This window comes from Reichenbachiella ulvae (genome assembly GCF_025833875.1).
GTDB lineage: Bacteria > Bacteroidota > Bacteroidia > Cytophagales > Cyclobacteriaceae > Reichenbachiella > Reichenbachiella ulvae.
The window spans coordinates 4,630,180-4,656,212 of sequence record NZ_JAOYOD010000001.1; the positions used below are offsets into that span (position 1 = coordinate 4,630,180).

Consider the following 26,033-nt stretch of genomic DNA (forward strand, 5'->3'; position numbering starts at 1 on the left):
TTTCGGTTTTAATTAAAAAGTTGAATCCCCAGAAGAGAAACTATGAGAAAAAACAATCAATACTATATCAGGAAGGCGCATTGCTATCTAGGGCTTGCGATCGGGATACAATTTATTTTTTGGACGATCAGTGGGATGTATTTTAGTTGGACGGATATCGACGAGATTCATGGAGATCACTTTCGAGCCGATCATATGCACCATGAAAGCAAAGGGCTGATTGGTATTACAGAAATCGACTCCAATCTGGTGGTCAGTTCGCTGTCTCTACGATACATCAATGGAGAACCCTACTATTGGGTCAACCAAAGTCAACTCTACCATGCTTTGACAGGAGTGCCAAAAGAGGGTGTGAGCGAAGAGGAGGCTCGATCCATCGCGATGCACCATCTCAAGAGCGATATGGAAATCGAGTCCATCGAGTTGATCACCGAGGTAGATTCTCATCACGAGTACCGAGGGAGGGCGCTCCCGGCTTACGTGCTTCAGTTCGAAGGTTCGGACCAGGTCAGGGCTTATATCAGTCAGGCTGATGGTCGTTTTCAGACGCTTCGTCATAGGGATTGGCGCTGGTTCGATTTTCTCTGGATGACCCACACGATGGACTACCAGGGTCGAGACGATATCAACAATACCTTGCTTCGGATTTTTTCCTTGTTTGGGTTGGTAACCGTGGCATCAGGCTTTGTGCTGTTCTTTGCCACCGTTAGATTCAAGAGGAGAAAAACTAAAGTTTAATTGATTTATAATGAGCACATAAAAAAAGCTGCCCCTACTTCGATAAAAGTAGGAGGCAGCTTTCTTTTTTTAGTTGATCGGAATTACTGTTTTATAAACTTTCTGACCAAGGATTTTTCATTGCTATTGAGCTGCAGGATGTACTGACCAGGGGTCAAGTCACTAATGTTGATTTCTTGCGTTTGCTCTAGGGCATCCAATTTCATCATTTCTTTGCCCATGATGTCGAGGATTCTAATCGTTTCGTTTCCTTTAAAATCAGGAATCTCCAGGGTAAAATATCCGTCTGTCGGATTAGGGTAGAGCCTGATTTCTGCTCCGATTTGTTCGGCTACTTCATCTCCCACATCCACTATTCTAGCTCCGGTAGCGGATACCAGTTGCCACTGTGCATTTGGGTGCGTGGTATTGGCATATTGTCCTACATTATCTCCATTAGCGGATCTGCCCATACCGTCTAAGAACAAACCAGTGGCTCTGTTTTGAATTCGAACGTTGCTACCATATTGCTGGATCGACCAGTGCGAATTTTGATGGGTGGTATTGGCCCACATTCCACAATCGTCTCCATTGGCGGTTCTGCCCATACCGTCGAGAAATAGCCCGGTTCCTACATTCCTTAGTTGTCTGTAGCCATTGCCCACATCGATCAATTGCCATTGGGCATTTGGGTGCGTGGTATTGGCATATTGCCCACAGGCGTCCCCATTCGTAGTTCTGCCCATGCCGTCCAAAAATAATCCGGTTCCGACATTTCTTAGTCGGTAGTTAGTACTTGGCGCTTCCCAGCCTCCAGAGCCACCAGCGACAGGCCAGCCATTGCTCCAACCCAGGGTTGTTACCGCTAGTTTTGCATTACCATTGTCGTTGACTGCATAGTAGTGGTAGGTTAGTTTTCCTTCGCCATAGCCAAAGTGTCCGGGTCCGTGTTGATTGCCACTTCTATTGGGTAAGAAGGTTCTTTCTTCAGTATAGGGTCCGGTGATGCTGGTAGATCGAGCCACCACCATGTAGTAGGAGCTATTGAGTCCATTGCAGCACAGTCCTCTTTGATAAAACAAATAGTAGTAGTTGCCATTTCTTATCAGACCAGGTCCTTCTACATTACCACCGACCAGATGGGTGATTCCACTGATGCGTTTACCTGTCGAAGTGCTCAATTCACAGATGTCCAGACCGGTTTGCCAGTTGCCCCAGCTCATCCATAGTCGGCCATTGTCCATGTATAGGGCAGGGTCGATGGCATTGTTGCCAGCCACTACCATGCCTCGATCGGTCCACGGACCGTTGAGATCAGGAGCAGTCGCCAGACCAATGGCAGCAGGGGCGCCATTGCCAGCACATGAGTAGTAGAGGTAATAGGTATTGCCGATTTTGATCACATCTGGAGCCCAGAAAAAACCTCCAAATCCATCGACATAGTTGTTGATCCATCCGGGCCAGGTACCGGGTGCAAAAGGGGTAGGTTCTGGCCGCCAGTCGCTAAAGTTACTATTGCTGGAGGACATGGCCCACACTCCGTCTCCCGTAGTAAATATCCAATAGCGTCCATCGTTGTTTCGGATCATCGTGGATGGATCATGACTTGGTGCCTGAGCATTAGCAGTTGCAAAAGCACCTAGAAAAAATAGCAGTATGAAGATTCTTGATAGGCAAGCGGAAAATGTGTTGCCGATACAAAGGACCTTTGATTGAAAATCAAAATTTAAGTCTTTCATGTTCAATTTTTTAGATTAGAAACTGGTGCTCACGGGAATGTCACAGGCAAGCGTATTGCTCTTTGCTAGACATGGAGCACATAATAATAGTAGGGTAGCTACCCGAAGGGGGTAGCTACCAGAATCCGGATTACTTTTTAACAAATCGTTTAAAAGAATTTCCTCCGTTGGTGTTGAGCTGCAAGATGTACTGACCAGGTTTCAAGTCACTAATGTTGATCTCTTGCGTTTGCTCTAGCGCTTCCATTTTTATCATTTCTTTACCCATGATGTTCAGGATTCTGATCGTTTCGTCTCCTTTAAAATCAGGAATCTCCAGAGTGAAATAACCATCGGTCGGATTAGGATAAAGATTGATCTGTGCACTGGCTTCAGCTACTTCATCGTCCACATCCGCTACTCTAGCACCTGCTACAGATACGAGCTGCCATTGGGAGTTGGCATGAGTCGTGTTGGCCCATTGCCCAGCATTGGAGCCATTGGAGGTACGTCCCATTCCGTCCAGATATAGTCCGGTACCTCTGTTTCGAATGCGATAGTAACTGCCGCTATACTGCTGTACCGACCAGTGCGAATTTTGGTGTGTGGTATTGGCCCACATGCCACAGTCAGCGCCATTTTCAGTTCTTCCCATCCCGTCCAGGAACAATCCAGTGCCTACATTCTGTAGTTGCGAATAGCCATTGCCGACATCTACGAGTCTCCACTGCGAATTGGGGTGTGAGGTGTTCGCATATTGCCCACAGGCATCCCCATTGGTCGTAAGACCCATTCCATCCAGGTACAGTCCCGTGCCACGGTTTCTCAATTGATAGACAGGAGTGGGTGATACCCATCCACCAGAACCATGAATTACAGGCCAGCCATTGCTCCATCCCAGACTTGTGATTCTGAGCTTGGCGGCTCCATTGTCATAGCCATCATAGTAGTGATAGGTGAGTCTGCCTTCGCCATAGCCAATGTGACCCGGTCCGACGTAGCGTCCTTCGTTGCCCAGGATGGTTCTCCATCCAGTATATGGCCCTGTGATACTTGTAGATCGAGCTACCTGAACATAGTAGGTGCTCTCCAGTCCTCTACAGCATCTGCCCCTATTGACGAATAGATAATAATAATTCCCATTTCGAATGATGTAGGGAGCCTCGATGTCCTGATGGTTGCCACCCGCTACTTTGGTGACTCCACCGATGGCTTTTCCAGTACCAGGATTAATCTCCACTACGCCCAATCCTCCGAAGAAAGAGCCGTAAGACATCCAAACACGCCCATTCGCATCATGGAAGATCGCAGGGTCTATGGCATTGATCGCACTGCTGCTACCATTGGATGAGACGACCATACCTAGATCTTGCCAGTTGGGATTGCTCAGTGATGATGTTCTGGCCACACCGATTGCCGATCTGGACGAACCGAAAGAGGAACAAGAATAGTAGAGGTACCAGTATCCACCCATTCGGGTAATACCTGGAGCCCAGAAGTCACCAGCAAAACCCGGTACGGCAGAGTTGATCCACGAGGGCCAGGTGCCTGGCTGGAAAGGACCCCGCTCGGCTCGCCAGTCACTGAAGTTGGTATTGCTAGAAGACATGGCCCAGACTCCCTCGCCAGTGGTGAAGATCCAGTATCGACCATCTTCGGCTCTTACCATGGCAGTCGGGTCATGGCTCGGCGCTTGTGCAGATGCGAAGAAGTTCGCACATAAAAGGAACAGTAATAACACAGGAGTGAAAATGCTACTGACGCCAGAGCTCAGCGAACGCACTTTTCTACCCCCTGTCATAGGGTGTAAAATTTTAGCTTTCATAAAATGCTTGTTTAAATAAAAATATTTAGTAATTGTCTTTGCATGCAAAATGACTAAAAGACAGTCTGTTAGGTAGGACGAATCTCTAAGATGGGTGGACATATGTGTAAAAACTTCCGTTTGGTACAAAACGGTTTCCGTTTACTTATGAGAGGAGCTTCTCAAAGCAGGGACTTTGCCTCCTTTGTGAAACAGGATTTTCTTATTCATTTCTAATTGCCCATTTATAGGGGCCATGGGTCGGGCCGAAGGAAGGAATGTGTTTCAGTGCATATTTTTCTATGGCAGATATGAACTTTGACAAAATCGAGGATGGATTGAAGTTAATAGCTGCGACTGCCCACCTCCTAGATGCGGTTTTGCACCTTTTTTGTCCGATCACCGAGCAAAAAGACTCGCCATCGCGTCTTTGATGTCCCTCCCCCCACTTCCGAGCTGCGAGGACCTATCTTTTATATCCGATCTCGGACCTAAAACATGCGAGCTCGGAGCAAAAAGATGCGCCTTCGGGTCTTTGATATCCGAGCGCGCATCTTTGAAGTACCCTATCGACTCTTTGATGTGGGAGGGGGTACTTCTGAGGTGGGGGTACCCACTTCGGAGGTGGGGTAGGGTACTTCAGAGGTCACCCTACCTACTTCTAAGATGACTCGTCTTGTCTTTGAGCCGAACGAATTCGCCTCGGAACCGAACTGACTCGTCTTTTTACCGAACGAGTTCATGTTTTTGGCGAACTAGTTCATGTTTTTGGTGAGTGATTTCATGTTTTTGCTGAACTCAGTCGTCTTTGAACTGAAATGGTTGAGTGTTGAGGTGGGGTTGAGTAGATAGAGATGAACCCGATATACTTTCAGAAATTGTAAATGGCTCGTAGCACATATCATAATCATCTAATTTGAATTGATTAATTTGGAGGGACTATAAGCAAAGACTAAATCTACAATCCATGCAGACATTCAAATCGTTTCTACTAGTTCTGGTGTTTTTATCCCTCCATTTGCATCAGGGCATTTACGCTCAATCATCTTCTGATCCAGTTTCTATTGAAGTGGATTTTTCCAAAAAAGTGGGGAAAATGGATCCGATCTGGGCCTGGTGGGGATATGACGAACCCAACTATACCTACATGAAGGACGGTCAGAAACTCCTGACCGAAATGTCCCAATTGAGCCCGGTTCCAGTTTTTGTCAGAGCACATAGTTTGCTGGTGACGGGGGAAGGAACCCATGGGCTCAAATGGGGATCGACCAATGTCTATACCGAAGATAAAAAGGGAAACCCTATCTATGACTGGACGATTGTGGACCGGATATTTGACACCTATATAGAGCGAGGCATGAAGCCTTTTGCTCAGATAGGTTTCATGCCGCAGGCTTTGTCTTCCAAACCTGAACCCTACCGCCACTATTGGAAACCGGGGGCAGCCTATGAGGATATTTATACCGGGTGGGCCTACCCTCCGAATGATTATGAAAAATGGGCCGAACTGGTGTATCAATGGGTGACACACTGTGTAGAAAGATACGGTAAAGAAGAAGTGGAGAGCTGGTACTGGGAGCTGTGGAACGAACCAAACATTGGATACTGGCAGGGCACAGTCGAGGAGTATATCAAGCTCTACGACTACTCAGCAGATGCCGTCAAACGCGCCTTGCCAACAGCCAAAATGGGTGGGCCAGAAACCACTGGGCCTAATTGGGACAAGGCCGAGGTATACCTGCGTACTTTTTTGGATCATGTGGTTTCGGGTAAGAACTATGCGACAGGTGAGACCGGAGCGCCTCTGGATTTTATCACCTTTCATGCCAAGGGAAGTCCTAAGATAGTCGATGGCATGGTGCAGATGGACATGGGTGCGCAGCTGAGAGACATCAGTAAGGGATTTGAGGTAGTCGCTTCTTATCCTAGCCTCAAAGACCTACCTATCATCATAGGGGAGTCGGATCCAGAAGGCTGTGCGGCGTGCTCGGAGGCGGACTATCCGCACAACGCGTATCGCAATGGCACGATGTACGCGAGCTACACGGCAGCTTCTTTTGCCCGAAAGTATCAATTGGCAGACCACCATGGTGTCAACCTTTTAGGGGCAGTTACCTGGGGATTCGAATTTGAAGATCAACCCTAGTATGCCGGGTTTAGGGACATGGCGACCAATGGCGTGGACAAGCCAGTGCTCAATGTCTTTAGGATGTTTGGGATGATGCAGGGCGATCGAGTGGCTATCAACCAGGAGGTGCTGAGCTATAACTACACCGACATTCGGGACAACAGCGTCCGTGGTGATCAACCGGATGTCAATGCCCAGGCCTCCATCCATACCAATAGTGCGGCTGTCATGGTCTGGAACTACCATGACAACAATGATCTGGAAGTACCTGATGCGCCTGTCAATATTTCGCTACAGGGACTACCCGCTGATAAGGTTCTCTTGACACATTTCAGAATCGATCAGGAGCACAGCAACTCCTATACCCTCTGGAAGCAAATGGGCAGTCCTCAGAACCCGACCCAGGAGCAAATCAAGCAGCTGGAAGAGGCCGGTCAACTAGACCTGTTCTCCTCTCCACAATGGATTAAAACTGATAACGGAAAATTGAATCTTAAGATGGATCTCCCTCGTCAGGGGATTTCCTTGCTGAAATTGGATTGGGAATAGAAGATGAGTGTTTTTTTGGGATGACTGAATTAAAAGGCGGGTGAGCAACTATATGAAAAAGCTAGTTCTTCTAGCAATGACACTTGTGTTGATGCACTGCGAAGGGAAGAAAACCAGGGAATCTTCTTCTCAACAAAATGAAATCGTAGAAGTAGTTGAAGCTCCAAAGGCACTTGAAGTAGGTGATCAGGCCATTGATTTCAAGCTGATTAATCTTGATGGAGATTCAATAGCCTTATCTGATTTCAGAGGCAAATATGTACTGCTCAACTTTTGGAAAGCAGACTGCGGGGCATGTCGAACCAAACATCCTTATATGTTGGATGTGTATCAGGAATACAAGGATAAAGGCTTTGAGGTTGTGGGAGTAACCATGGATCAATTTAGATCTCGTTGGAGCGCTGCAGTTAGCGAAGATTCTATCACCTGGACGACTGTTAGTGACCTACAGGGGATTTATGCAGCAGTTCCACGGGCATACGGAGTGAATTATATTCCCAGAAATTTTTTGATCGATCCGGAGGGGGTGATTCTGCTTGATGATCTGTCTAGTTTTGATTTAGAGACACATCTTAAGGAATTAATTGGTGGATGACTTACTACCTTCGATGAATTGTATTTTATAAAAAAAGGAAGATCGTATTTTAAATACCTATGTCCTGGAATGGCACCTTTATAAAAAGCATTAGAATCAACCCCATCTTTTTTTAAGTACTCGTTTTCGGCTTTCTGTAGCCTTTAATCGGCGAATAGCAGGTTTAGACACGGATTCTACATTGCGTTTGAAACCTCCTCAAATAAGCTTTGTAGCCTGTTTTACGATTAATTGAACGAGACGAGTTATGAGAATTTTCGAAATTATTATTCTATTGACAGTGACTGTTTTGCCCTTTGTCAAACGACGATTGTTGTGGCGCATCCCGTCCAATTATGTGCTTATTTTTTTAGGAATCATAATGTCCCTTCACTTGCTACTAGAAGGTTGGCGCTGGCAGATGTTTCCGGCCTATTTATTATTCATTCTATTGGTCTGGAGGATTCAGGCGGTTGATGCATCCAATACAGTTCGATTGACTTTTCTACGGATACTGGGTTTTGTCGGGCTTATTTTGGTGGCCTTTATAGCCTGGTTGTTACCGAGTGTTTTACCGGTGTTCCACTTGCCAGAACCGCGTGGTGCCTATGCGGTAGGAACAGAATCTGTCTATGTACAGACAGACCGAGACGAAATCATCACCCAGGATCCAAATGATAAAAGGGAGCTTATGTATAAGATTTGGTATCCGAGTCAGGCCGATGTGTCTTCTCTGGATGGGGATGACTACATCGATCAGGCGAGTCGAGAAGGCTTTGCGACCAAGTACGGCTTGCCGCCTTCAGCGCTCAACTATCTGGATAGAGTAGAGACCTATGTTCACCCTGGTATCCCTGTGGCTGACGGTAACTTCCCCGTATTGATTTTTTCTCATGGCTATGGATCAAAGGCGACTGGCTACTATGCCCTTTTAACCGAAATAGCCAGCCAGGGTTATGTGATCATCAATATGAATCACACTTATGAAAGCCTGGGGACTACATTTCCTGATGGAAGAAAGAAGTACTTTGACTATGATTTTCAAAGAGAAATCTCGGCCAATGGAATGGATGCCATGTATCCTCTCATCGATGCCTTCAAAAATGGCTTGTCTTATGAGGAACGTCATCCCATTGTAAAGAAGGCAGTAAAGGAGTTTTACGAAAGCCAATCGGTGGATCGATGGGCAGAGGATATGATCTATACGATTGATCTCCTGGAACAGTGGAATTCTGGCGGGACGCTCAAGGGGCATCTCGATCTAAACAGTATAGGAGTGTTGGGTCACTCCAATGGAGGAGGAGCCGCAGGTAAAGTGCCATTGCTGGACAATCGTGTCAAGGCTGCTGCCAATATCGATGGGATTACCTGGGGCAATCTGATTGACACGACCTATCAACTGCCCTTCTTGTATGTGTCGGCAGACTGGCCAGCAGAGCATGAGGATGTCAATTCTCACATCTATAACAATAAAAGTACGGATTACTTTTACGAGACCAAATTGCTGAAATCCGGTCATCCTAACTTTATGGATATTCCTTTTATGATCCCAGTCAAGTCACTGGCAGGAACGGGAGAGATCGACCCCTATCGAGGGATGGAGATCGTAACCCGTTTGGTTACTTCCTTTTTTGATAAGCACCTGAAGGGTGATCAGGGAGCAAATCCTGAGAGTATAGGAGAACAGTTCGAAGAATTGGAAATGAAAGTTTACAAGGGAGATTCCATTCAGTAGCTTTTTGGTTATAGTTTAATCATTTCAGCGCCGTTCGACCTGATGAGTCGGATGGCGTTTTTTTGTATTGCCGAAGGTTTCTTGTTATTATTGATATACAGGATGTTGTCATGCAGCTTCATCCTTGTACAGCATTCTTGAGAAAAATGATACAGAGGCGCAGTTTAGGCTGTAGTCCTGAGCAAAAATGAATGTGAAACCTACTAATACTAAATGATGAAAAGACCAATGCTAACCTTATTATCGCTTGTTTGGCTACTATCCTGTGGCATGGAAAAACAAGAGAAAAGCAATTACCAAACTGAACTGAAAATTGAAAAGGTCAACCTTTATGGCGAAATGCTGACATGTGAGAGTTCAGAGCCGTTGAAGATTGTGCCAAATGCTCAGGATCCCACGCCCATCGAATTAAACAATGGTGGAGATTTTGCCATCAAGTATATCGTAGAAAAGGTGAATGGCGAGTTGGTGCATCAGGCGGTGTTCTACGAAAGGAACGCAGGTGAGTGGAAGAACCTGAATGAGGAACATCACCGTACACCGCTCTACCTCGATGAGGAACTCAACTGGGGGATCGCTATGGAAAATAATGATGAGCAGGTGTTTGAAGTGGAGATGACAGTGAAAACCGCTGTGCTTTAAACCTTGTTTTAATGAATTCTCCATTGAGACCTTTTTGGCGGCCTTACTTTTCATTTGACTGGAAGTTGGGCCTCTTTCTCATTTCCATTATTTGTATCCCTCGCTTTTACCTGGTCTTGCAAGCCAATCAAACAGCCAACTACGGTCCTATTGGGGCGATTATGATGGTTTCTGCCCTTGTGCCCTTTGTTTTCATAGGGCGAAAGGGAGCTGCGCAGATTGGGGTCAGGAAACCCAGCAATTGGCCCGCCCTGTTCATGTCATTTGTATCAGGCCTGGCTCTAGCATTGGCTTTGTATTTTATTGGTGATCTGCTATACAGCGGTACTTTTCAGAATTGGTATGTCTATGTTGGCCAGTCATACAATATCCCCGATGGGATCTCGCCAGAGGACAAGAATGTTTTGTTTGCTGTAATGGCCGGAACAGGCATGATATTTAGTCCGATTGGGGAGGAGTTGTTTTTTCGTGGCATTGTCCATGGCAGTTTTGCCAACTCTCTGGGAGAGAAATTAGCCTCTTTGATTGATAGTGCTGCATTCGCTCTTACTCATATAGCTCATTTTGGATTGGTGTACGTAGCGGGTGGATGGAATTTCTATTTCTTACCGACGATTATTTGGGTGATAGCTATGTTTTTGGTCAGCCTTGTTTTCTTTCAGATGAAAGAGAAGTCGGGGTCCATCTTAGGGGCCATCATCTGCCATGCCGGATTCAATCTTGGGATGATTTATTGTATTTTTTATTGGCTTTGATTGTCAAGTCCTGTGTTTTTCTTGTTTCCATCTAACTGACCATCTATAATTGGTTTGATCGCTAGCTATATTGCGATGAAATTTAAAATGCTGATGTGTGTTCAATTTGTGATGCCGTGAAATTATGGAGTCATTTGATTAGCTGATCGCTTTTTGAAGCGACTATTGAATTGATTACATCTTCAGTTTATTGAACAAGGGATCAATCTATCATGAGTAACCCAAGTCCGGTTTTATCAACGATCATTTTTGTTTTTACTCTTCAGGCGATACTGCTGAGTGGATTGCTTCTGGCCAAGCGCCCGAGAAGCCAATCCAATGTTTTTCTGGCTCTGGTAGTTTTCTTTTTTGCCCTAATGGCGCTCAATATCGCACTCGTCAATGTCCTGATTAGCTATGATATTTTTTATGTGTTCAGGTATGTGCAGTTGGAGTTATTGTTTGGCATTGGCCCTGCCCTTTATTTTTATACAAGGAGTATTACCGATCAGGGTTTCCGCTTTAGCAAAAAAGACTGGGTACATTTTCTTCCTGTTGCTCTGGAGATTGTATTTTACAGAACCTCCATATATAGATTAGGGGCAGATGGCATGTACGATGATGTGCCTCACCCTTTTACTAGTATTTATTTAGCAGAGCAGTGGTTCGGGATACTTTCTATTACGGTTTATACCATATTTTCTTTGCGGAGGCTCTACCGACATCATCGATGGCTCCAGGATCATTATTCTAATATAGAAGACAGGTCTCTCCGCTGGCTGACGCTTCCAGTGATTGTCTATTCTGGGTTTTGGATTGGATGGATGCTTTTGACAGAGATCGACCGCTTTGTTTTTGATAGAACGCTCAGAGAGTATTACTTTTTACCCACCTTCGTGGGCTTGGCTGTGGTTACCTGCTGGATAGGATTTCGTGGTTATATGAGGTCACATCTACAAGTAGATATTAAACAGCCAGAAGATTCGAAAACGCAAGTCAATCCTCCGAATGCGGAACAGCTTCAAAGGCTAAATGAATTGATGAAGAGTCAGCGGCCTTATCTGGATTCTGATTTGGATTTATCCAGATTGTCTGAGTTGCTTGGTCTTAACCCTCGTCAGGTTTCCGCTCTGATCAATCAAAGCTTTGGCCAGAATTTTTATGAGTATATCAATGACCATAGAGTAGAAGCTTTCAAGGAAAGAATGAGCAGAGAAGATCGTGATAGATTGACATTGTTAGGACATGCCTACGAGTGTGGATTTAAGTCCAAATCTACTTTTAATCATGTTTTCAAAAAAGCAACTGGACAAACGCCTGGAGAATATGCCAAAGCACAAAAAAATAAGTCCGAATAGATGCATTCGGACGCTTGTCGCTAATTCGCACCTTATTCTTGCACGAAAAAAGTCATGAAAAGAAGTCTTTGTGTCCTTGTTTTGATTTTCGCGGTGAATGCAGTAGTAGCACAGAATGCCTATACCAGCGAGCAAGTCAAGTCGGATATGCTGTATCTCAAAGAGGCGCTCGAAGGAGCGCATTATGATCTCTATGCTTACACTACCAGAGAGGATTTTGAAAGTAATTTTGAAAAGGTTCGAGGGGAAATCAAAGGCGATAGTCTGAGTGAACTCGAGGCTAGATCACTTTTTCAGCGCGTAGTGGCCAAAGCAGATATAGGACATACCAGTATCGATTTTCCTTTTACATCATATATGAGATATGCGGAGAACGGGGGCACCCTGTTCCCTTTAGAACTGGCCTTTGAGTCAGGTCAATACTGGGTAAGGAAAAATTGGAGTGCTGTCGAGGAAATAGAAGTTGGGACTGAACTCCTAAGTATTAATGGCAGGCCGATAGAGGATATTGTTGAAGAAATCTCTTTACATATATCTGCCGAACGGGCTTATCTCAAATTGGCAAAGATTGAGCTTTATTCATTTCCAAGATTGTATTGGCAGGTTTTTGGTGAGCAGGAGGGATTTGAGATAGAAGTTCGGTCCAAGGAAGGAATACGAAAGTACATGCTGGAAGCTGTGGAGCTAATCGGAGGCTATGAGATGAAGCGAAATGAGATCATAGATTCACAATTGACGCTAGAGTTTCTGCAGCAATCGGCCTATCTAAATCCTGGAAGTTTTTCTGGAGATGAGCCCGCCTATCGACAGTTTATTGATTCCGCATTCATCGAGATCAAAAAGAAGAACAGCCAAAACCTGATCATCGACCTGAGGAACAATGGAGGGGGAGACAATTCATTTAGTGATTATCTACTCGCCTATGTAGCTGATCGTCCCTTTCAATGGAATTCTGCTTTTAGTCTTAAAACCAGCTCCATTCTAAAGGATCATGTCAGACAGCGCTATGATACAACAGAAGCCTATTGGAGGGAAGTTTTCGTGCATGAAAATGGAGAAATCTACGATTTTGATTTTGAGGATTGTGAGCCCAGGCCTAAAGAAGAGCGGTTTATGGGGGATGTTTATGTTTTGGTAAACAGACAATCTCATTCACAGGCAGCAGTGACTGCTTCTCAGTTTCAGGATTACGGATGGGCTACGATTGTGGGAGAAGAAACGGGTGATTATCCCTCTCTATATGCTTCAGTATTTCGGTTTGCCTTACCGCAAACTCAAATTGAAGTTCAAGTATCGAAAGGGTATATGGTCAGGGTCAATGGTAGCGAAAAACCAGAAGGAGTCATTCCTGATATTTTGATCAGAGATCATTTGCTGGACGAGGAAGATGAAATACTGGACGGTTTATTACAAAAGTTGAATGATTGATTACTTCGTTCGAGTCCTTTTTTTCAGCTTGGCGATCCTGTCGAGATAATAGGCTCGTAGCTCCTCGATGAAGGTATATGGATCGTCATAGGTGGTCCAAACTTGATAGGTCAATTTGTTTTGGAGGGAGGATAGCTCCGTTCTTAACCTATCCAACTCACGCTTGAGGTACTCCAGTGGATCTACATCTTTAGGAACCAAATTCATAGGAGCTTTGCCTTCTGTCAGTTCACCAGTTAAGATATGGCTGACATAGGTCTGCAAGGCTTCCAGATCTCCCTGACGATAAAGCTGGATCAGTTGAGTAGTGGCCTCATGAGCCATCTCCTGTTTGTCATCCTGCATGGAGAATTTGTCTGGATGGATCAGTAGCATGGCTTCTCGATAGAGCTTTTTCAGTGCCTTTGCATCTACTGGGCTCTTATCCGTCTTTTCAGAAGGGGGTGATTTGATTAGTCCTTTGGGTTCCTGATAGTTTTTGCCTCTTTTCTTTTGTTCCAGGCGCTTTTCTTTTTTTGCCTTCTTCTGTTCCTTATAGAGCGCGCTCAATTCCATCTCCAAGATTAGCTCATCTACCAGTTCGGCACGGAGTTTCGATTCAAAGGACTCAATGATGCTTCTGATGGATTCAATCTGCCGTTTAAGCGTATCGATTTCCGTTTGCAGGCCATTTCGGTCTACTTCAGTGATTCTTGCTACCTGATTCTTTGCTGGCATGGAGCAAAAATACAGAGATAATTGAATCCGATTTATGATAGGCAAAATCGGAATTAATGGCTAATCAGTTATTACCCGCTTGCCGGAGTACCCTGTACGGTGGGCAGGAGTTAATAGAAACTTGATTTTCGTTTATAAATGCATAAATACTCAATAACCATTTTGGTTATTTTGTAACAAATGATATCAATGTAAACCATTGAAAATTAACCCAATAACTCAGTGGCAAATAACTATTAACTCCTGAATTGAACAATTCAGGTTGAACAGCAACTTGTTCTTATTCCAATGCAATGCACAGGTTGCATTAATTTCGTGGGTGAGAAGCTAAGCAGATGACTATGGACAAGTCTATTCAAATCATATCCATCCCCAATTTGATGGTGGCCTTTGTACCCGTGGTAGTGGTGTTGTTTGTTTTATGGAGGTGGAAACAAGGGATCAAAAGTTCGCTTTGGGCTGTGGCACGTATGGTGGTGCAGTTGGTGTTGGTCGGTTATGTGCTGACATATATTTTCGAATCTGATAGTGCCTGGATAGTCATGGCTGTGTTGGCAGTCATGTTGTTTTCTTCCAGCTGGATTGCGCTGAGGACGCTGAGTGACCGACGCATGGAGTTGTTTACGAAAGCTTTTGCATCAATTGTGGTAGGAGGAGGCGCCGTGCTCATGCTGGTGTCACAGGGGGTGCTGATGCTGGATCCATGGTATATGCCGCAGTACCTCATTCCATTGGCGGGGATGATTTTTGCCAATGCGATGAATTGCGTGAGTCTTGCCGGTGAGCGACTGAGTTCTGAATTGGGAAGAGGGGAAAACTATTTGGCAGCCAGAAACACTGCCATGCATGCCGCCCTGATCCCCATTACCAACTCCCTGTTTGCAGTGGGGCTGGTTTCTCTGCCAGGAATGATGACGGGACAAATCTTGTCCGGGGTTTCTCCTTTGATAGCGGTGCGATACCAAATCATGGTCATGTGCATGGCTTTTGGATCGGCGGGTATTTCTGTTTCTATTTTTCTTTTGCTCGTTAGATCTAGTTTTGATTCGTCAGGCAGGGATTGAAACTGGCTGGAGAAAAAAACAAAAGCCGATCCTATCAGATGATAGAATTGGCTTTATGGATTATTTTTTCTAGTGAAAGATTTTGCTAGTATGACACTAGATAATTGCCGTTGACTGTAATTCCGTCATCTTCGCAGCTATAGTTGTCAGAAGAAGGTGCTGGAGGATCCACTTCTACTCCACAGCCATATGATTTGGTAAAGTTGTAATGAATCTGACTTCCATCGGCTGTCCAGTTAAACTCATTGACCGCTTCACACTGTCCGGTACAATCCTCGACTACTGCTTTTCCGCTTCCATCAGAATAGAAATGCAGGTACTGGTAGTAGCCATTGCAAACCTCGATTCTGTAAGAACCCACCGGACAGGAAGAGGGGCCGGAAGATTCGAAATCTATCTCTCCGTGAACCACGTTTTCTCCTCGGATATCAAAGTCCAAGTCAAGATCATGTGAGATGCCATTTTGATCAACAAAAGGTATTGATATGACCCCAGCAAATCTTTCATTGGGGTAATCTAGCTTTTGTCCATCCACGTATTTTTCTGTGCCATTAGAAAATAAATCAGTAAGCATCATATATGCACTCACTTCGTCTGCCTCGACTTGATAATTTAGCAATTCCAAATATTCGTCATAGTTGGTATACATGCCAGTACCTACCTCTGAAATGTATCTCTCGCCTCCTGCCTGGATTTCGAAGAATAAGGAATAGGGTTGAACTTCATGATTCAATTTTAAATTTCCATTACTATCTACACCTTCATTTTCATATCTAATACCTCCCTCTCCATACCACCAATCATAGGCATACATGCTTACTTTCAAATATTCCAGACCATTTATCGAAGTGGAGTAAGTTTCAAAACTTAATCTTCTATCTATTTCGTCATAATGGGCTGAAAAAATGGCGTTTTTGTCTCCACTGGTTGTGAATTCCTCTCCATCTTTTAGTACATAAGCATTTCCGTCCAGACTAACTGTGAGAATTTGTTTGTCATTATAATTAGGAGTCTCTTCTTCTTTACAGGATACAAGAATGCTAATTCCGATTAATACAAGTCCAAGTCTGCTTATTTTTTGTTTCAGATACATGTAATGTGTTTTTTGTTTTTAATAGTTGAGTCATTTAGGCACAGTTATATTAAAACAATATTTTATAAGAAGTATTGTATGTACATATATTTTTTTAGCACTTCTTATACCTACTCCAAAAAAAAGCCGATCCTATCAGATGATAGAATCGGCTTCCCAAACAACAATAGTTTAGTCATTTAATACAAGAGTTACGGACAGTATTGAACCCTTGAGTCACATAGACTAAAGTGACACACCACGTTTCCATGGAATGAAATCTTCATGTCCCATTTTTACAGCCTTGGATTCTACCTCTCCACTGGCGATTTTGATCACCTGTTCGAGCATTTCCTCGGCCATTTCTGGGATGCTTTTCTTTCCTTCTATTACTTCACCAGCATTGATGTCAATGATGTCCGGCATACGTTCTGCCAGTTTCGTGTTGGAAGAAACTTTGAGTATCGGAGCGATTGGGTTGCCCGTCGGGGTTCCCAAGCCTGTGGTGAACAATACCACGTTCGCGCCAGATCCTACCAGGCCTGTGGTTGATTCCACATCGTTACCTGGAGTACATAGCAAGCTGAAGCCTGGAGTTTCTGCATACTCAGTGTAGTCCAGTACATCTACGATCGGGGAGCTACCACCTTTCTTGGCTGCACCTGCCGATTTCATCGCGTCGGTGATCAGACCGTCTTTGATGTTGCCTGGCGATGGATTCATGTCAAAGCCTGAGCCCGCGTCTTCTGCTGCTTTGGCATAGGAGCGCATCAGGTTGATGAATTTGGTCGCATGGGCTGGATTTTTAGTTCTGTTGATCAATTCCTGCTCTACCCCACATAGTTCTGGGAACTCAGCGAGAATCGCCTTGCCACCCATCGCTGCGATCATATCAGATACGTGTCCTAAAGTAGGGTTAGCCGAGATGCCTGAGAATCCGTCAGACCCCCCACACTCCAGACCTATGGTCAATTTAGAAAGAGGTGCAGGCTCGCGCTTCAGTTTGTTCGCTTCGATTAGCTCTTTGAAGGTTGCCTTCATGGCATTTTCAATCAAATCAGTCTCTGTTCCCGTTTCCTGCTGATCAAAGATCAACAAAGGCTTGGTCAACTCGCCACTCTTGTCTTTGATCGCATCCTGTAGCACGGATACCTGGGCATTTTGACAGCCCAGACTCAAAACCGTAGCACCCGCAACGTTTGGATTTTTCAGGTATCCTGCAAGCAGACGACATAGGGTGTCGCTGTCCTCTCGGGTCCCACCACATCCTGCCTGGTGTGTGATGAATTTGATTTTAACGTTTTCAAAAACTTCTTTCTTTGGCTCTGCTGCTACTTTTTGTAAAGTAGCGGTATCGAATGCTTCGCCCGCCTGGTGCTTTTGCACCAGGGCGTGAGCGAGCTCCTGATAAGTATCGCCAGACGTATAGCCAAGCGCTGACTCGAATGCTTTTTTCAGGGTCAGGATGTTTCTGTTTTCGCAGAATACCAGCGGAAATACCAACCAGATGTTGTCAGTCCCTACCTGTCCGTCTTCTCTATGGTAGCCCATGAAAGTGCGATTTTCGAAACGGCTCACATCGGGAGCTGTCCAGTGAAATTCCGCAGTTGCCTTGTCCGAAAATTCGGTGGCCTTGTGCGCAGTATTAGCTACCGTGATAGGTGCTCCAGCCGCGATGGGTTCCTTGGCAGTACCTACTACCAATCCATACATGAACATTTCGCCTCCTACAGCCAGATCATGCAAAGCAAATTTGTGCTTGGCAGGGATGTCATGCTGCAAGGTCACTTTGTATTGACCCAACTCGATCTCTTCTCCTTTTTTCAGATCCGTGAGCGCTACGCCCAGGTTGTCTGTGTCGTTGATGGTGATGGCTCGATTCATGATGCTAAAATTTCAGTTACTTTTTTTCCTTCTTTCAATGCAGCCAGTTTCTCAGCCAATAGTGCAGAAAGACCTTCTACCTGATTCAGATCCTGATCCCAGAAACTGCTTTCGCCCAATACTTTTTGAGCCAATTCAGCGGGTTCAATTGATTCTGTTTTCAACTTTTCGAAGTAGGTTTTGACTTCTTCATTGTCCTGGATTTCGAAATCGCTTAGATAGAGATGGATCAAATGCGCAAATGCTGTCACCAGGCCATCAGGCAATTCTTTTTTGGCCGCTAGATAGTCCAAAAGAGAGGGCAATACACGTACCTTAAACTTCGATATAGAGTTCAGCGCGATGGACTTTAACTCATGACGGATGTATGGATTTCTGAATCTCTCCAATACCTCTTCGGCATAGGCTTCTAGTTCGTCTTTTGGTAAATCGATCGTTGGAGCGATTTCTTCAAAAATAATCTGACGAACGAATGGCCCCACTTTATCATCTTCTACGGTTTCTTTTACAGTTTCGATTCCGTTGAGCAATCCAACAGGCACCATAGAGGTATGGGCACCATTGAGGATACGTACCTTTCTGGTTCTGTAAGGGCTCAGGTCTTTGGTGTAGATCACATTCATGCCGCATTTGTCAGCAGGGAATGCTTTCTGTATCGACTCGTCACCTTCTATTACCCACAGGTGAAAGATTTCGGAAGACACGATAAGGTTATCTTCATAACCTACACTTGCCTGAATGTCTTTTACCTCATCTCTTGGGTATCCAGGTACGATACGATCCACCAGGGTGTTAGCAAAATGGCAATGAGTATCCACCCATGCCTTGAAATCGTCACTTAGACCCCAATGATCCGCATAGTTCAAAATGGCCTCTTTCAATTTTTCACCATTCTTATCGATCAATTCTACTGGGATGAAGTTGAGCCCTTTGTCCGCCTGACCGCTGAAGTGCTTAAATCTAGCTGCTAACAATTGGGTCACTTTTCCAGGGAAAGTTTCAGCCAATTCATTGGCCGCTGGTTGTGCTTCTTCTTTGAATACAATGCCAGCTTCGGTCGTATTGGAGATCACGATTTCCAGACTGTCCAGTTTCGCAAACTCAAAATAGGCCTCAGGAGTTTGAAAAGGATCAATAGATTCCTGAATACAAGATATCAGACGGGTTTCGCTGATGGCTTTTCCACCCTGCAATCCACGATAGATGTGGTGGTATCTGCTATCCTGATCTCTGAGCATCTGAGTCATACCTTGAGCGATGGGTTGTACCACTGCCACACCATGCTGGTAGTCATTGTTTTCATTCATTAGATCTACCATCCAATCCGCGAAAGCTCTGAGGAAATTGCCCTCACCGAATTGTAAAATTTTGATTGGAAGCTCAGCACCTGGAGCCGTTTGTTTGTTGAGTGCTTTCATGTCTATAATTATTTTCAGTCGTTAGTCAATTTTCTGAGTGTACGTTAACGCATTTTACATGTAAAAAAGCCTCTGGTTGTCTAAGGCTTTTGCGTGTACGTTCACACAACATCACAAATGTACAATATTGGATGGAATAAAAAACGATAATGGAAGGAAAATCATCAGTATGGGGCAGGTTGGTCATTGATCAAAACCTGCTTGAAAGCTGAAATCGAAAATTCTGGAGAATGTCAGTCAGGCCTTATTGTCAGCAGATTTCTTTTTTTTTCAGAAAGAATCAACACCGAACTCCTTAATATTGCACTCCAAAAAAAGACAAAGCTTTGACAGTATTACCTTATAAAGACAAAGAGGGGAGTAAAAAGGAACAAGTAGCTGAGATGTTTAATAGCATCAGTAAGCGTTATGATTTTCTCAATCACTTCCTGAGTATGGGGATAGATATCCTGTGGAGGAAAAAGGCCATTCGACAGCTTAAAGCCGATCAGCCAAAGTTGATATTGGATGTCGCTACAGGTACGGGTGATCTGGCCATAGAGGCTTTGAAGCTGAATCCTGAAAAGGTAATAGGTGTAGACATCTCGGAGGGCATGCTCGATATGGGACGTGAAAAAATGAAACGTCTCGGCTATGAGGATAAGATCGAAATGTCCATGGGTGATTCAGAGCAGCTCCTGTTTGAAGACAATAAGTTTGACGCTGTGGTCGTTGCTTTTGGAGTAAGAAATTTCCAGGATTTGGAGAAAGGATTGGCTGATATGCAGCGTGTATTAAAGCCAGGAGGGAAGATGGTAGTGTTGGAGTTTTCGACACCAACTAAATTCCCAATGAAGCAGCTTTATAGTTTTTACTCGAACAGCGTTTTGCCCTTGATTGGTAAAGTCGTTTCGAAAGACAATTCTGCCTATACCTATTTGCCCGAATCCGTTCAGGAATTTCCATATGGCGATGATTTCTTAGCCATTTTAAATAAATTGGGATTTAAACAGACCACATGCATTCCACTCACTTTCGGCATCAGCTCTATCTACACGGCAGTAAAATAGTTGTCAGTTTTTTGCTGTTGATGGGCTTGGCAGTGTCTCCCACTTTTGCCCAAATCAATAGTACTGTCAACTTGCCTAATTTTGACGAGCAACATTGGCATTATGGCTTCCTGATGGGATTGCATACGGCCAATTACCGTTTGGAATATGTGGATGATTATGTGACGCCTGAATTCGATACGCTGCACTCGGTGGTTCCTCCTTCCAAAATGGGATTTAAAATCGGGTTTATCGTAGATTATCACATTTTTGAAACACTGGATGTACGCCTGACACCAACTGTGGGATTCAACCAACTACAATTGAACTATCGATACACAAATGGTAAAATACTAGAAGAGTTGAGAGACCCGACTTATGTAGAATTGCCTATTCTCTTGAAATATAAATCTGTCCGCCGAAGAAACAGACGTATGTATTTTTTAGGAGGAATCAACCCTTCGTTCAAAGCTGCTAGTTCTAAAGAAAGAGAGGATACTGACCGATTGCTCACTAAGAACTTTAACCTCTCCGTGGATGTGGGAATAGGCATGGATCTCTATCAGCCCCTGTTCAAATTTTCGCCGGAGATTCGCTACTCTTTTGGATTGCTGGATGTCCTAGCCGAGGAGCAGAATGATTTCAGCGCGCCATTGCAGCGCTTGACCATTCATAGCCTGGCGTTCTATATTACTTTCGAAGGGGGACCGTCTACATTCAGACGTAAGGGAGGTAAATACAAGCGATAATTAAGGCTCCACGCCCATGATCATTTCTGGATCGTCTTCGCTCAAATATTTGATTTTGTAAACATAATAGAACAAGTAATTGAACTTGTTTACTGAATAATAACTGGAATCAGGATCGTTGTTGACCTCCTGGCTCTTGCTTTCCACCTTTTGTTCAGGCTTAACCACTTCCAAAGAAGGATCCGAATGACCTTTAAGTTCTTCAGGATTGTATTCCTTGTTTTCTTTTTCTGATTTGGTTTTCTCGCTCTTGTCTGTAACGGTTTCGGCATAGGAAACGGTCGATGACGCAAGAGCTAATAGTATGACTAATATCTTTTTCAAATCTTTTGGACTAATGGTTGTTAGTTATGCAAATTAGATAAATTTTTCTACAACTCAATGACTAATAGTACGATATGCGTAAAAGCATGTTTACAGCTGCTTGAAAAAGGTAGGTCTGTCACTGCGAAGACCTCCCATTCTTTCCTTAAAATCGATGAGTGTGCCCTGCGCTTTTCCATTGATTGATGAAATGCCAAGATCCAGATATTTAACTTTTTGCTCCATTAAAGTCAGGTTCAATTGATGCAGGAGAAAGGCCAGTGGGCTGTGACTGGCGTAACTGCGGTCAAAAGCAGGTAGGTAGTTATAGACCACCTTGTTGTCCACGCTGATACAAACGGTGGCTGCACATCTTTGGCCTTTGGGATCAAATATACTGTAAAGCGCATAGGTGTTGGGTAGTTGGCTTGTGATCCTTAAAAACTTCTCCTTAGTTATATTGATGACGAGTCCTTGCTGCTTTCTACATTTCGAAATGAAATCATGAATGCTGCCTGCCTGATCTAGTGTTTCTTGCTGAAAGGTAAATCCGTTTACTAAGCATTTGTTGATTCTGCGCTGTTGCATTTTGTGCAGGGAATGCAATTGATAGTTTTTCAAATCAATATGGTGGTTGATTTCCAGATGTTTTTGAAAATCCAGATGATCGAAGACAGCATAGGGAACAGATCCAAAGCAATCGGGTGCTTGTCTGATCTCAATTGACTCCAATCCTTGCGACTTTAGTGATTCGATTAGTGCCGTCAAACCGGCTTCAAAAACCTGAGGAGTTATCTTTCCCCTCCAGGCAAAACCTGCATAGGGTGCAGAGGGGATAGAGGTGGCTTTCTGATTATCAATGGAATAGGTCAGATGCATAGAAAAATCGCTCTCAGCATGCTCCCACTGGAATAAATGATAGTTCGGGATTTCGTTGGCTATGAAATATTTTTCTTCGCTAAATATCATAAATTTGAAAGAAGGCGGTCACAATTTTTCTGCCCTCAGAAAGTTAATCAAAGATAGAGGCTGGTACATTATTTGTTTACCAATCTAACCACTAAAAAACAATTGCTTGATACGACTGATAATACCCTTACTATCCGCCTTTATATTCCTTCCAACTTGTATGTTTGGACAAGACCGTCCCGTTTTTGGCGATGAAAAAGTTTTGGCAGAGATCGAAGGGATTGCCTACTATGTATACAATGCCTATCCCGATTCGGCCAATTTGAAAATTGACGAGATGGAAAAGCGATTTCCTACTCATCCGGTCATCCCTATGATGCGCGCGATGAATATCGCATGGCAGGATCAGCCCATCCGTACCACCAGCCCTTCCTTTCCTGCTCACAAGGCTCAATTGCTGAGGACTATCAATCTCGCAGAGGCAATGCTGGAAAAGAATCCAGATGACGTAGAAGGGTTGTTTTTTGAGATGTCGGCACACGGTCTCCTGGCGGAGTATTTTGCCAGAGAGGGTAGCTACATGAAATCAATCTCTGAAGCCAAGAAAACCTATGACCTGATTACTCAGACCATGCAAATGACTAGGGAGAGTCCTGAATTCTATTTTCTGGCGGGTCTGTACAATTATTTCAGAGAGAAATATCCTGAACGACACCCCGTTTATTCACCCTTCATGTGGTTTTTCAAGTCTGGAGATAAAGAACTCGGCTTGCATCAGCTAGATAGCGCTGTTTTTCAGAGTAAAATCGTGAAGGCTGAAGCACATCTTTACACTGCCTACATCTATCTCAGATATGAAAATATGCCTGACAGTGCTGAGTACTACATCAAAAAGCTGAATAAGGAATATCCAAGAAACAGCTACTTCAAAGCCAAATACATCGAAAGTCTCGTACTCAAAAATAATTACGACAAGGCCATGCCAATGGTGAAGACTTTTTTGCGGGATCCGCAACCCTACTACCGTATGTGTGGAGAGGTCTATACAGGGTTGTACCAGGAGAAAGTGAAAGGGTCGGATATAGAGGCAGAGCGCTATTATGCCAAGGCCATCATGACTGGAGACAAGGAACCTGATCGGGGAGAATACTATAGAAGTCTCGCCTATCTGGGGATGGGGCGGATCATGGAACGTCGCGAGCAGTTTAGTGTCGCCATAAAATATTATGAGATGGCTGCTGATATAGACGAAAACGATCTGGTGACCGAAGAGGCAGAAGAACGTCTGGACAGAATCAACTAATGGCAGTAGAAACTTACCGCATAATCAAAGCACCTACCGAGGGATTTTATAAAGAAAAAGGGAGTAAATTCATTTCCTACGCTTACCCTGTAGAGGAGGTCGAGGAGGTGAAGCCAATAGTTGAAGAATTAAAAAAGCAATACCATGATGCACGACATTATTGTTTTGCCCATATCATCAATGCTGGTAATGTTCAACACATCCGCGCCAATGATGATGGGGAACCAGGGCATTCTGCAGGGGACCCGATCTTGGGACAGATCAAGTCTTTTGATTTGGTGAATACATTGGTCGTAGTGGTGCGTTACTTTGGAGGAACCAAACTGGGTGTGCCGGGATTGGTTCATGCATACAAGACCGCTGCTGAAGATGCGCTCTCTAAGGCTGAGATCTTGACCATGGAGGTGAAGACGGATTTTACTTTAGACTATCCCTATGAGCAAACGCAAGATGTCCTTCGCATCACCAACGATTTTGGTGTGGAGATCAAGGATCAGCAGTACACGGCAAGCTGTCTGCTAAAGGGACGGATTGATCCCGATCGATTCGCTGCCTATCGAGATAAGATCGCTCTTTTAGATCTGAAAGTGGTCAAACGCTAGTTTTTGTTGGCCAACTGTCCACAAGCTGCATCGATGTCCTTACCTCGGCTTCTGCGAACATGTACATTTACACCACGTTTGGTCAGATAGTTCATGAAGTTATCCAGCGTATTTTCATCTGCATTTTTGTAACTGGCTTCACTGATAGGATTGTATTCTATGATGTTGATTCTAGCAGGTACTCGTTTCCAGAACTCATAAAGCTCCTGGGCATCCTGCTCCGAGTCGTTGAAATCATAAAACAAGATGTATTCAAAAGTGATTTTGTTGCCCGTCTTTTGGTAGAAATACTGCAGCGCCTCTCTCAATACATTCAAAGTATTGGTTTCATTGATCGGCATGATCTGGTTTCGCTTCTCGTCATTGGCGGCATGAAGCGATAGAGCCAAATTGAATTTTACCTGATCGTCAGCCAGCTTCTTAATCATCTTAGCAATACCTGCGGTAGAAACAGTAATTCGCTTCGGACTCATGTTTAGGCCTTCAGGAGAAGTGATATGCTTGATGGATTCGAGCACATTGGCATAGTTGAGCAAGGGCTCGCCCATCCCCATGTAAACGATGTTGGACAAGGGCTGGTCGAAGTTGTCCTTGGCCTGATTGTGCACAGCCACTACTTGATCGTATATTTCTGAGGCATCCAGGTTTCTCGCACGATCCATGTATCCCGTCGCACAAAATTTGCAACTGAGCGAGCATCCTACCTGTGAAGAAACACAGGCCGTCATCCTGTTGTCAGCAGGGATGAGTACGCTCTCGACCACATGATCGTCATGCAGCTTCATGGCAGATTTGATGGTGCCGTCGGAGCTTTTTTGCTCCTTGTCGACGGTGACTGGATTGATGACAAAGTGCTCTTTGAGTATCTCACGGGTTTTGAGTGAGAGGTTGGTCATTTCGTCGATGCTTTTGGCAGACTTTTTCCAAATCCATTCTTTGATTTGCTTGGCACGAAAAGGCTTTTCACCGATTTCTTTCAAAAATCCACCAATCTCCTCTTGAGAGACTTTACGAAGGTCTTTTATTCCAGCACTCTTTGTCATGCTGCAAAGTTGATGGGAATAAAGTTAATAATGGAATAAATCACCGGAAAGCTGCGGAATCAATGGTTTTACTAATTCTGAATCAAGATATAGGCATTGAGGGAAGTGGCGACCAATAACCAAACAAAGTAAGGAGTTACCCAAAGTGCATGGACGCCCAATTGATTTTTGTACCGAACTAAAAATATCCCAACTACCAAAGTCAAAAGAGTGATGCTAATTAGTCCTAATGCCACTTGGTGATAGTAGAAAAAGATGGGGTTCCAGGAGATATTTAGAATCCACTGTATGCCGTACAGAATCAAAAGGCCTCTTTTGTTCACCACCTTGCTCCAGGCATGGGCCATATAGAGGGCAAAAGCAATCATGATGGTAGTCCAGGCGAACCCGAAGAACCATCCGGGTGGGGTCCAGGGAGCCTTATCTAGATCGGCGTACCATTCAGAAATAACCCCTTCACTGGTAAACACACTGCCCAGACCCAGGGCAGCAAAATTGAGAATAAGGTAAATTGCGGTTCTTTTGAGCATAGTAGTTTTTAATCTCCAGAGATT

General features: G+C 44.3%; 22 protein-coding genes and 1 pseudogene. 13 read left to right on the forward strand and 10 right to left on the reverse strand.

The genetic code is table 11. The features are described 5' to 3' along the window. The first annotated feature begins 42 nt into the window (after nucleotides 1-42). Nucleotides 43-738: a hypothetical protein gene (locus N7U62_RS18985; protein WP_264139666.1), complete on the forward strand. Its 696-nt coding sequence runs from the start codon at nucleotides 43-45 to the stop codon at nucleotides 736-738. 83 nt (nucleotides 739-821) lie between these two features. Here N7U62_RS18985 and N7U62_RS18990 read toward each other — a convergent pair whose 3' ends face one another. Next, entirely contained in the window at nucleotides 822-2,456 is a 1,635-nt protein-coding gene (locus N7U62_RS18990; protein ID WP_264139667.1) for a family 43 glycosylhydrolase, read from the reverse strand. 130 nt (nucleotides 2,457-2,586) lie between these two features. Then, on the reverse strand, nucleotides 2,587-4,260 hold the full coding sequence (locus N7U62_RS18995; protein ID WP_264139668.1) for an RICIN domain-containing protein: 1,674 nt from the start codon (nucleotides 4,258-4,260) through the stop codon (nucleotides 2,587-2,589). A 946-nt stretch (nucleotides 4,261-5,206) separates the two neighbouring features. Here N7U62_RS18995 and N7U62_RS19000 point away from each other — a divergent pair. From N7U62_RS19000 to N7U62_RS19030, 7 genes and pseudogenes are all read left to right on the forward strand, one after another. Then, nucleotides 5,207-6,916 (forward strand): annotated as a pseudogene (locus N7U62_RS19000) (GH39 family glycosyl hydrolase). A 52-nt stretch (nucleotides 6,917-6,968) separates the two neighbouring features. Beyond that, a complete protein-coding gene (locus tag N7U62_RS19005) occupies nucleotides 6,969-7,511 on the forward strand; it encodes a peroxiredoxin family protein (RefSeq protein WP_264139669.1) in 543 nt (180 codons plus the stop codon). Between the two features lie 247 nt (nucleotides 7,512-7,758). Then, nucleotides 7,759-9,225, forward strand: coding sequence for an alpha/beta hydrolase family protein (locus N7U62_RS19010; protein ID WP_264139670.1), 1,467 nt, complete (start codon nucleotides 7,759-7,761; stop codon nucleotides 9,223-9,225). 228 nt (nucleotides 9,226-9,453) lie between these two features. Beyond that, entirely contained in the window at nucleotides 9,454-9,867 is a 414-nt protein-coding gene (locus N7U62_RS19015; RefSeq protein ID WP_264139671.1) for a hypothetical protein, read from the forward strand. Between the two features lie 11 nt (nucleotides 9,868-9,878). Next, a complete protein-coding gene (locus tag N7U62_RS19020) occupies nucleotides 9,879-10,622 on the forward strand; it encodes a CPBP family intramembrane glutamic endopeptidase (protein ID WP_264139672.1) in 744 nt (247 codons plus the stop codon). Between the two features lie 212 nt (nucleotides 10,623-10,834). Next, nucleotides 10,835-11,959, forward strand: coding sequence for a helix-turn-helix domain-containing protein (locus N7U62_RS19025; RefSeq protein WP_264139673.1), 1,125 nt, complete (start codon nucleotides 10,835-10,837; stop codon nucleotides 11,957-11,959). A 54-nt stretch (nucleotides 11,960-12,013) separates the two neighbouring features. Further along, the gene (locus N7U62_RS19030; protein ID WP_264139674.1) at nucleotides 12,014-13,387 is read left to right on the forward strand and encodes a S41 family peptidase; all 1,374 of its coding nucleotides are present in this window, start codon (nucleotides 12,014-12,016) and stop codon (nucleotides 13,385-13,387) included. On the opposite strand, the gene N7U62_RS19035 is transcribed toward N7U62_RS19030, so the two are convergent. Then, nucleotides 13,388-14,104 (reverse strand): hypothetical protein, encoded by a 717-nt coding sequence (locus N7U62_RS19035; protein WP_264139675.1) that lies wholly within the window; start codon nucleotides 14,102-14,104, stop codon nucleotides 13,388-13,390. Nucleotides 14,105-14,445: 341 nt separating this feature from the next. On the opposite strand from N7U62_RS19035, the gene N7U62_RS19040 reads away from it, so the two are divergent. Continuing rightward, nucleotides 14,446-15,168 (forward strand): ABC transporter permease, encoded by a 723-nt coding sequence (locus N7U62_RS19040; protein ID WP_264139676.1) that lies wholly within the window; start codon nucleotides 14,446-14,448, stop codon nucleotides 15,166-15,168. An 85-nt stretch (nucleotides 15,169-15,253) separates the two neighbouring features. Here N7U62_RS19040 and N7U62_RS19045 read toward each other — a convergent pair whose 3' ends face one another. The 3 genes from N7U62_RS19045 to N7U62_RS19055 form a co-directional block, all read right to left on the reverse strand. Next, the gene (locus N7U62_RS19045; RefSeq protein WP_264139677.1) at nucleotides 15,254-16,261 is read right to left on the reverse strand and encodes a hypothetical protein; all 1,008 of its coding nucleotides are present in this window, start codon (nucleotides 16,259-16,261) and stop codon (nucleotides 15,254-15,256) included. Between the two features lie 225 nt (nucleotides 16,262-16,486). After that, nucleotides 16,487-18,124: a UxaA family hydrolase gene (locus N7U62_RS19050; protein WP_318840715.1), complete on the reverse strand. Its 1,638-nt coding sequence runs from the start codon at nucleotides 18,122-18,124 to the stop codon at nucleotides 16,487-16,489. Then, nucleotides 18,121-19,542, reverse strand: a complete 1,422-nt coding sequence (locus N7U62_RS19055) for a tagaturonate reductase (protein ID WP_264139678.1) — start codon at nucleotides 19,540-19,542, stop codon at nucleotides 18,121-18,123. The genes N7U62_RS19050 and N7U62_RS19055 overlap by 4 nt, the downstream gene beginning before the upstream one ends. Before the next feature lie 326 nt (nucleotides 19,543-19,868). On the opposite strand from N7U62_RS19055, the gene ubiE reads away from it, so the two are divergent. Both ubiE and porT read left to right on the forward strand, forming a co-directional pair. Beyond that, nucleotides 19,869-20,591 (forward strand): bifunctional demethylmenaquinone methyltransferase/2-methoxy-6-polyprenyl-1,4-benzoquinol methylase UbiE, encoded by a 723-nt coding sequence (ubiE, locus tag N7U62_RS19060; RefSeq protein ID WP_264139679.1) that lies wholly within the window; start codon nucleotides 19,869-19,871, stop codon nucleotides 20,589-20,591. Continuing rightward, nucleotides 20,540-21,319: a type IX secretion/gliding motility protein PorT/SprT gene (gene porT / locus N7U62_RS19065; protein WP_264139680.1), complete on the forward strand. Its 780-nt coding sequence runs from the start codon at nucleotides 20,540-20,542 to the stop codon at nucleotides 21,317-21,319. Before ubiE ends, porT begins: the two co-directional genes overlap by 52 nt. Here porT and N7U62_RS19070 read toward each other — a convergent pair whose 3' ends face one another. Together N7U62_RS19070 and N7U62_RS19075 are read right to left on the reverse strand one after the other, a co-directional pair. Further along, on the reverse strand, nucleotides 21,320-21,643 hold the full coding sequence (locus N7U62_RS19070) for a hypothetical protein (protein WP_264139681.1): 324 nt from the start codon (nucleotides 21,641-21,643) through the stop codon (nucleotides 21,320-21,322). Nucleotides 21,644-21,733: 90 nt separating this feature from the next. Further along, nucleotides 21,734-22,591, reverse strand: coding sequence for a GNAT family N-acetyltransferase (locus N7U62_RS19075; protein ID WP_264139682.1), 858 nt, complete (start codon nucleotides 22,589-22,591; stop codon nucleotides 21,734-21,736). Between the two features lie 106 nt (nucleotides 22,592-22,697). Between N7U62_RS19075 and N7U62_RS19080 the strand changes: the two genes are divergently transcribed. Beyond that, entirely contained in the window at nucleotides 22,698-23,834 is a 1,137-nt protein-coding gene (locus N7U62_RS19080) for a tetratricopeptide repeat protein (RefSeq protein ID WP_264139683.1), read from the forward strand. Continuing rightward, complete coding sequence (locus N7U62_RS19085) at nucleotides 23,834-24,436, forward strand: IMPACT family protein (protein WP_264139684.1); 603 nt, start codon at nucleotides 23,834-23,836, stop codon at nucleotides 24,434-24,436. Before N7U62_RS19080 ends, N7U62_RS19085 begins: the two co-directional genes overlap by 1 nt. Here the strand turns inward: N7U62_RS19085 and rlmN are convergent. Beyond that, nucleotides 24,433-25,479: a dual-specificity RNA methyltransferase RlmN gene (gene rlmN, locus N7U62_RS19090; RefSeq protein ID WP_264139685.1), complete on the reverse strand. Its 1,047-nt coding sequence runs from the start codon at nucleotides 25,477-25,479 to the stop codon at nucleotides 24,433-24,435. The genes N7U62_RS19085 and rlmN overlap by 4 nt on opposite strands. A 71-nt stretch (nucleotides 25,480-25,550) precedes the next feature. After that, nucleotides 25,551-26,009, reverse strand: a complete 459-nt coding sequence (locus N7U62_RS19095; RefSeq protein ID WP_264139686.1) for a TspO/MBR family protein — start codon at nucleotides 26,007-26,009, stop codon at nucleotides 25,551-25,553. Between the last annotated feature and the right edge of the window lie 24 nt (nucleotides 26,010-26,033).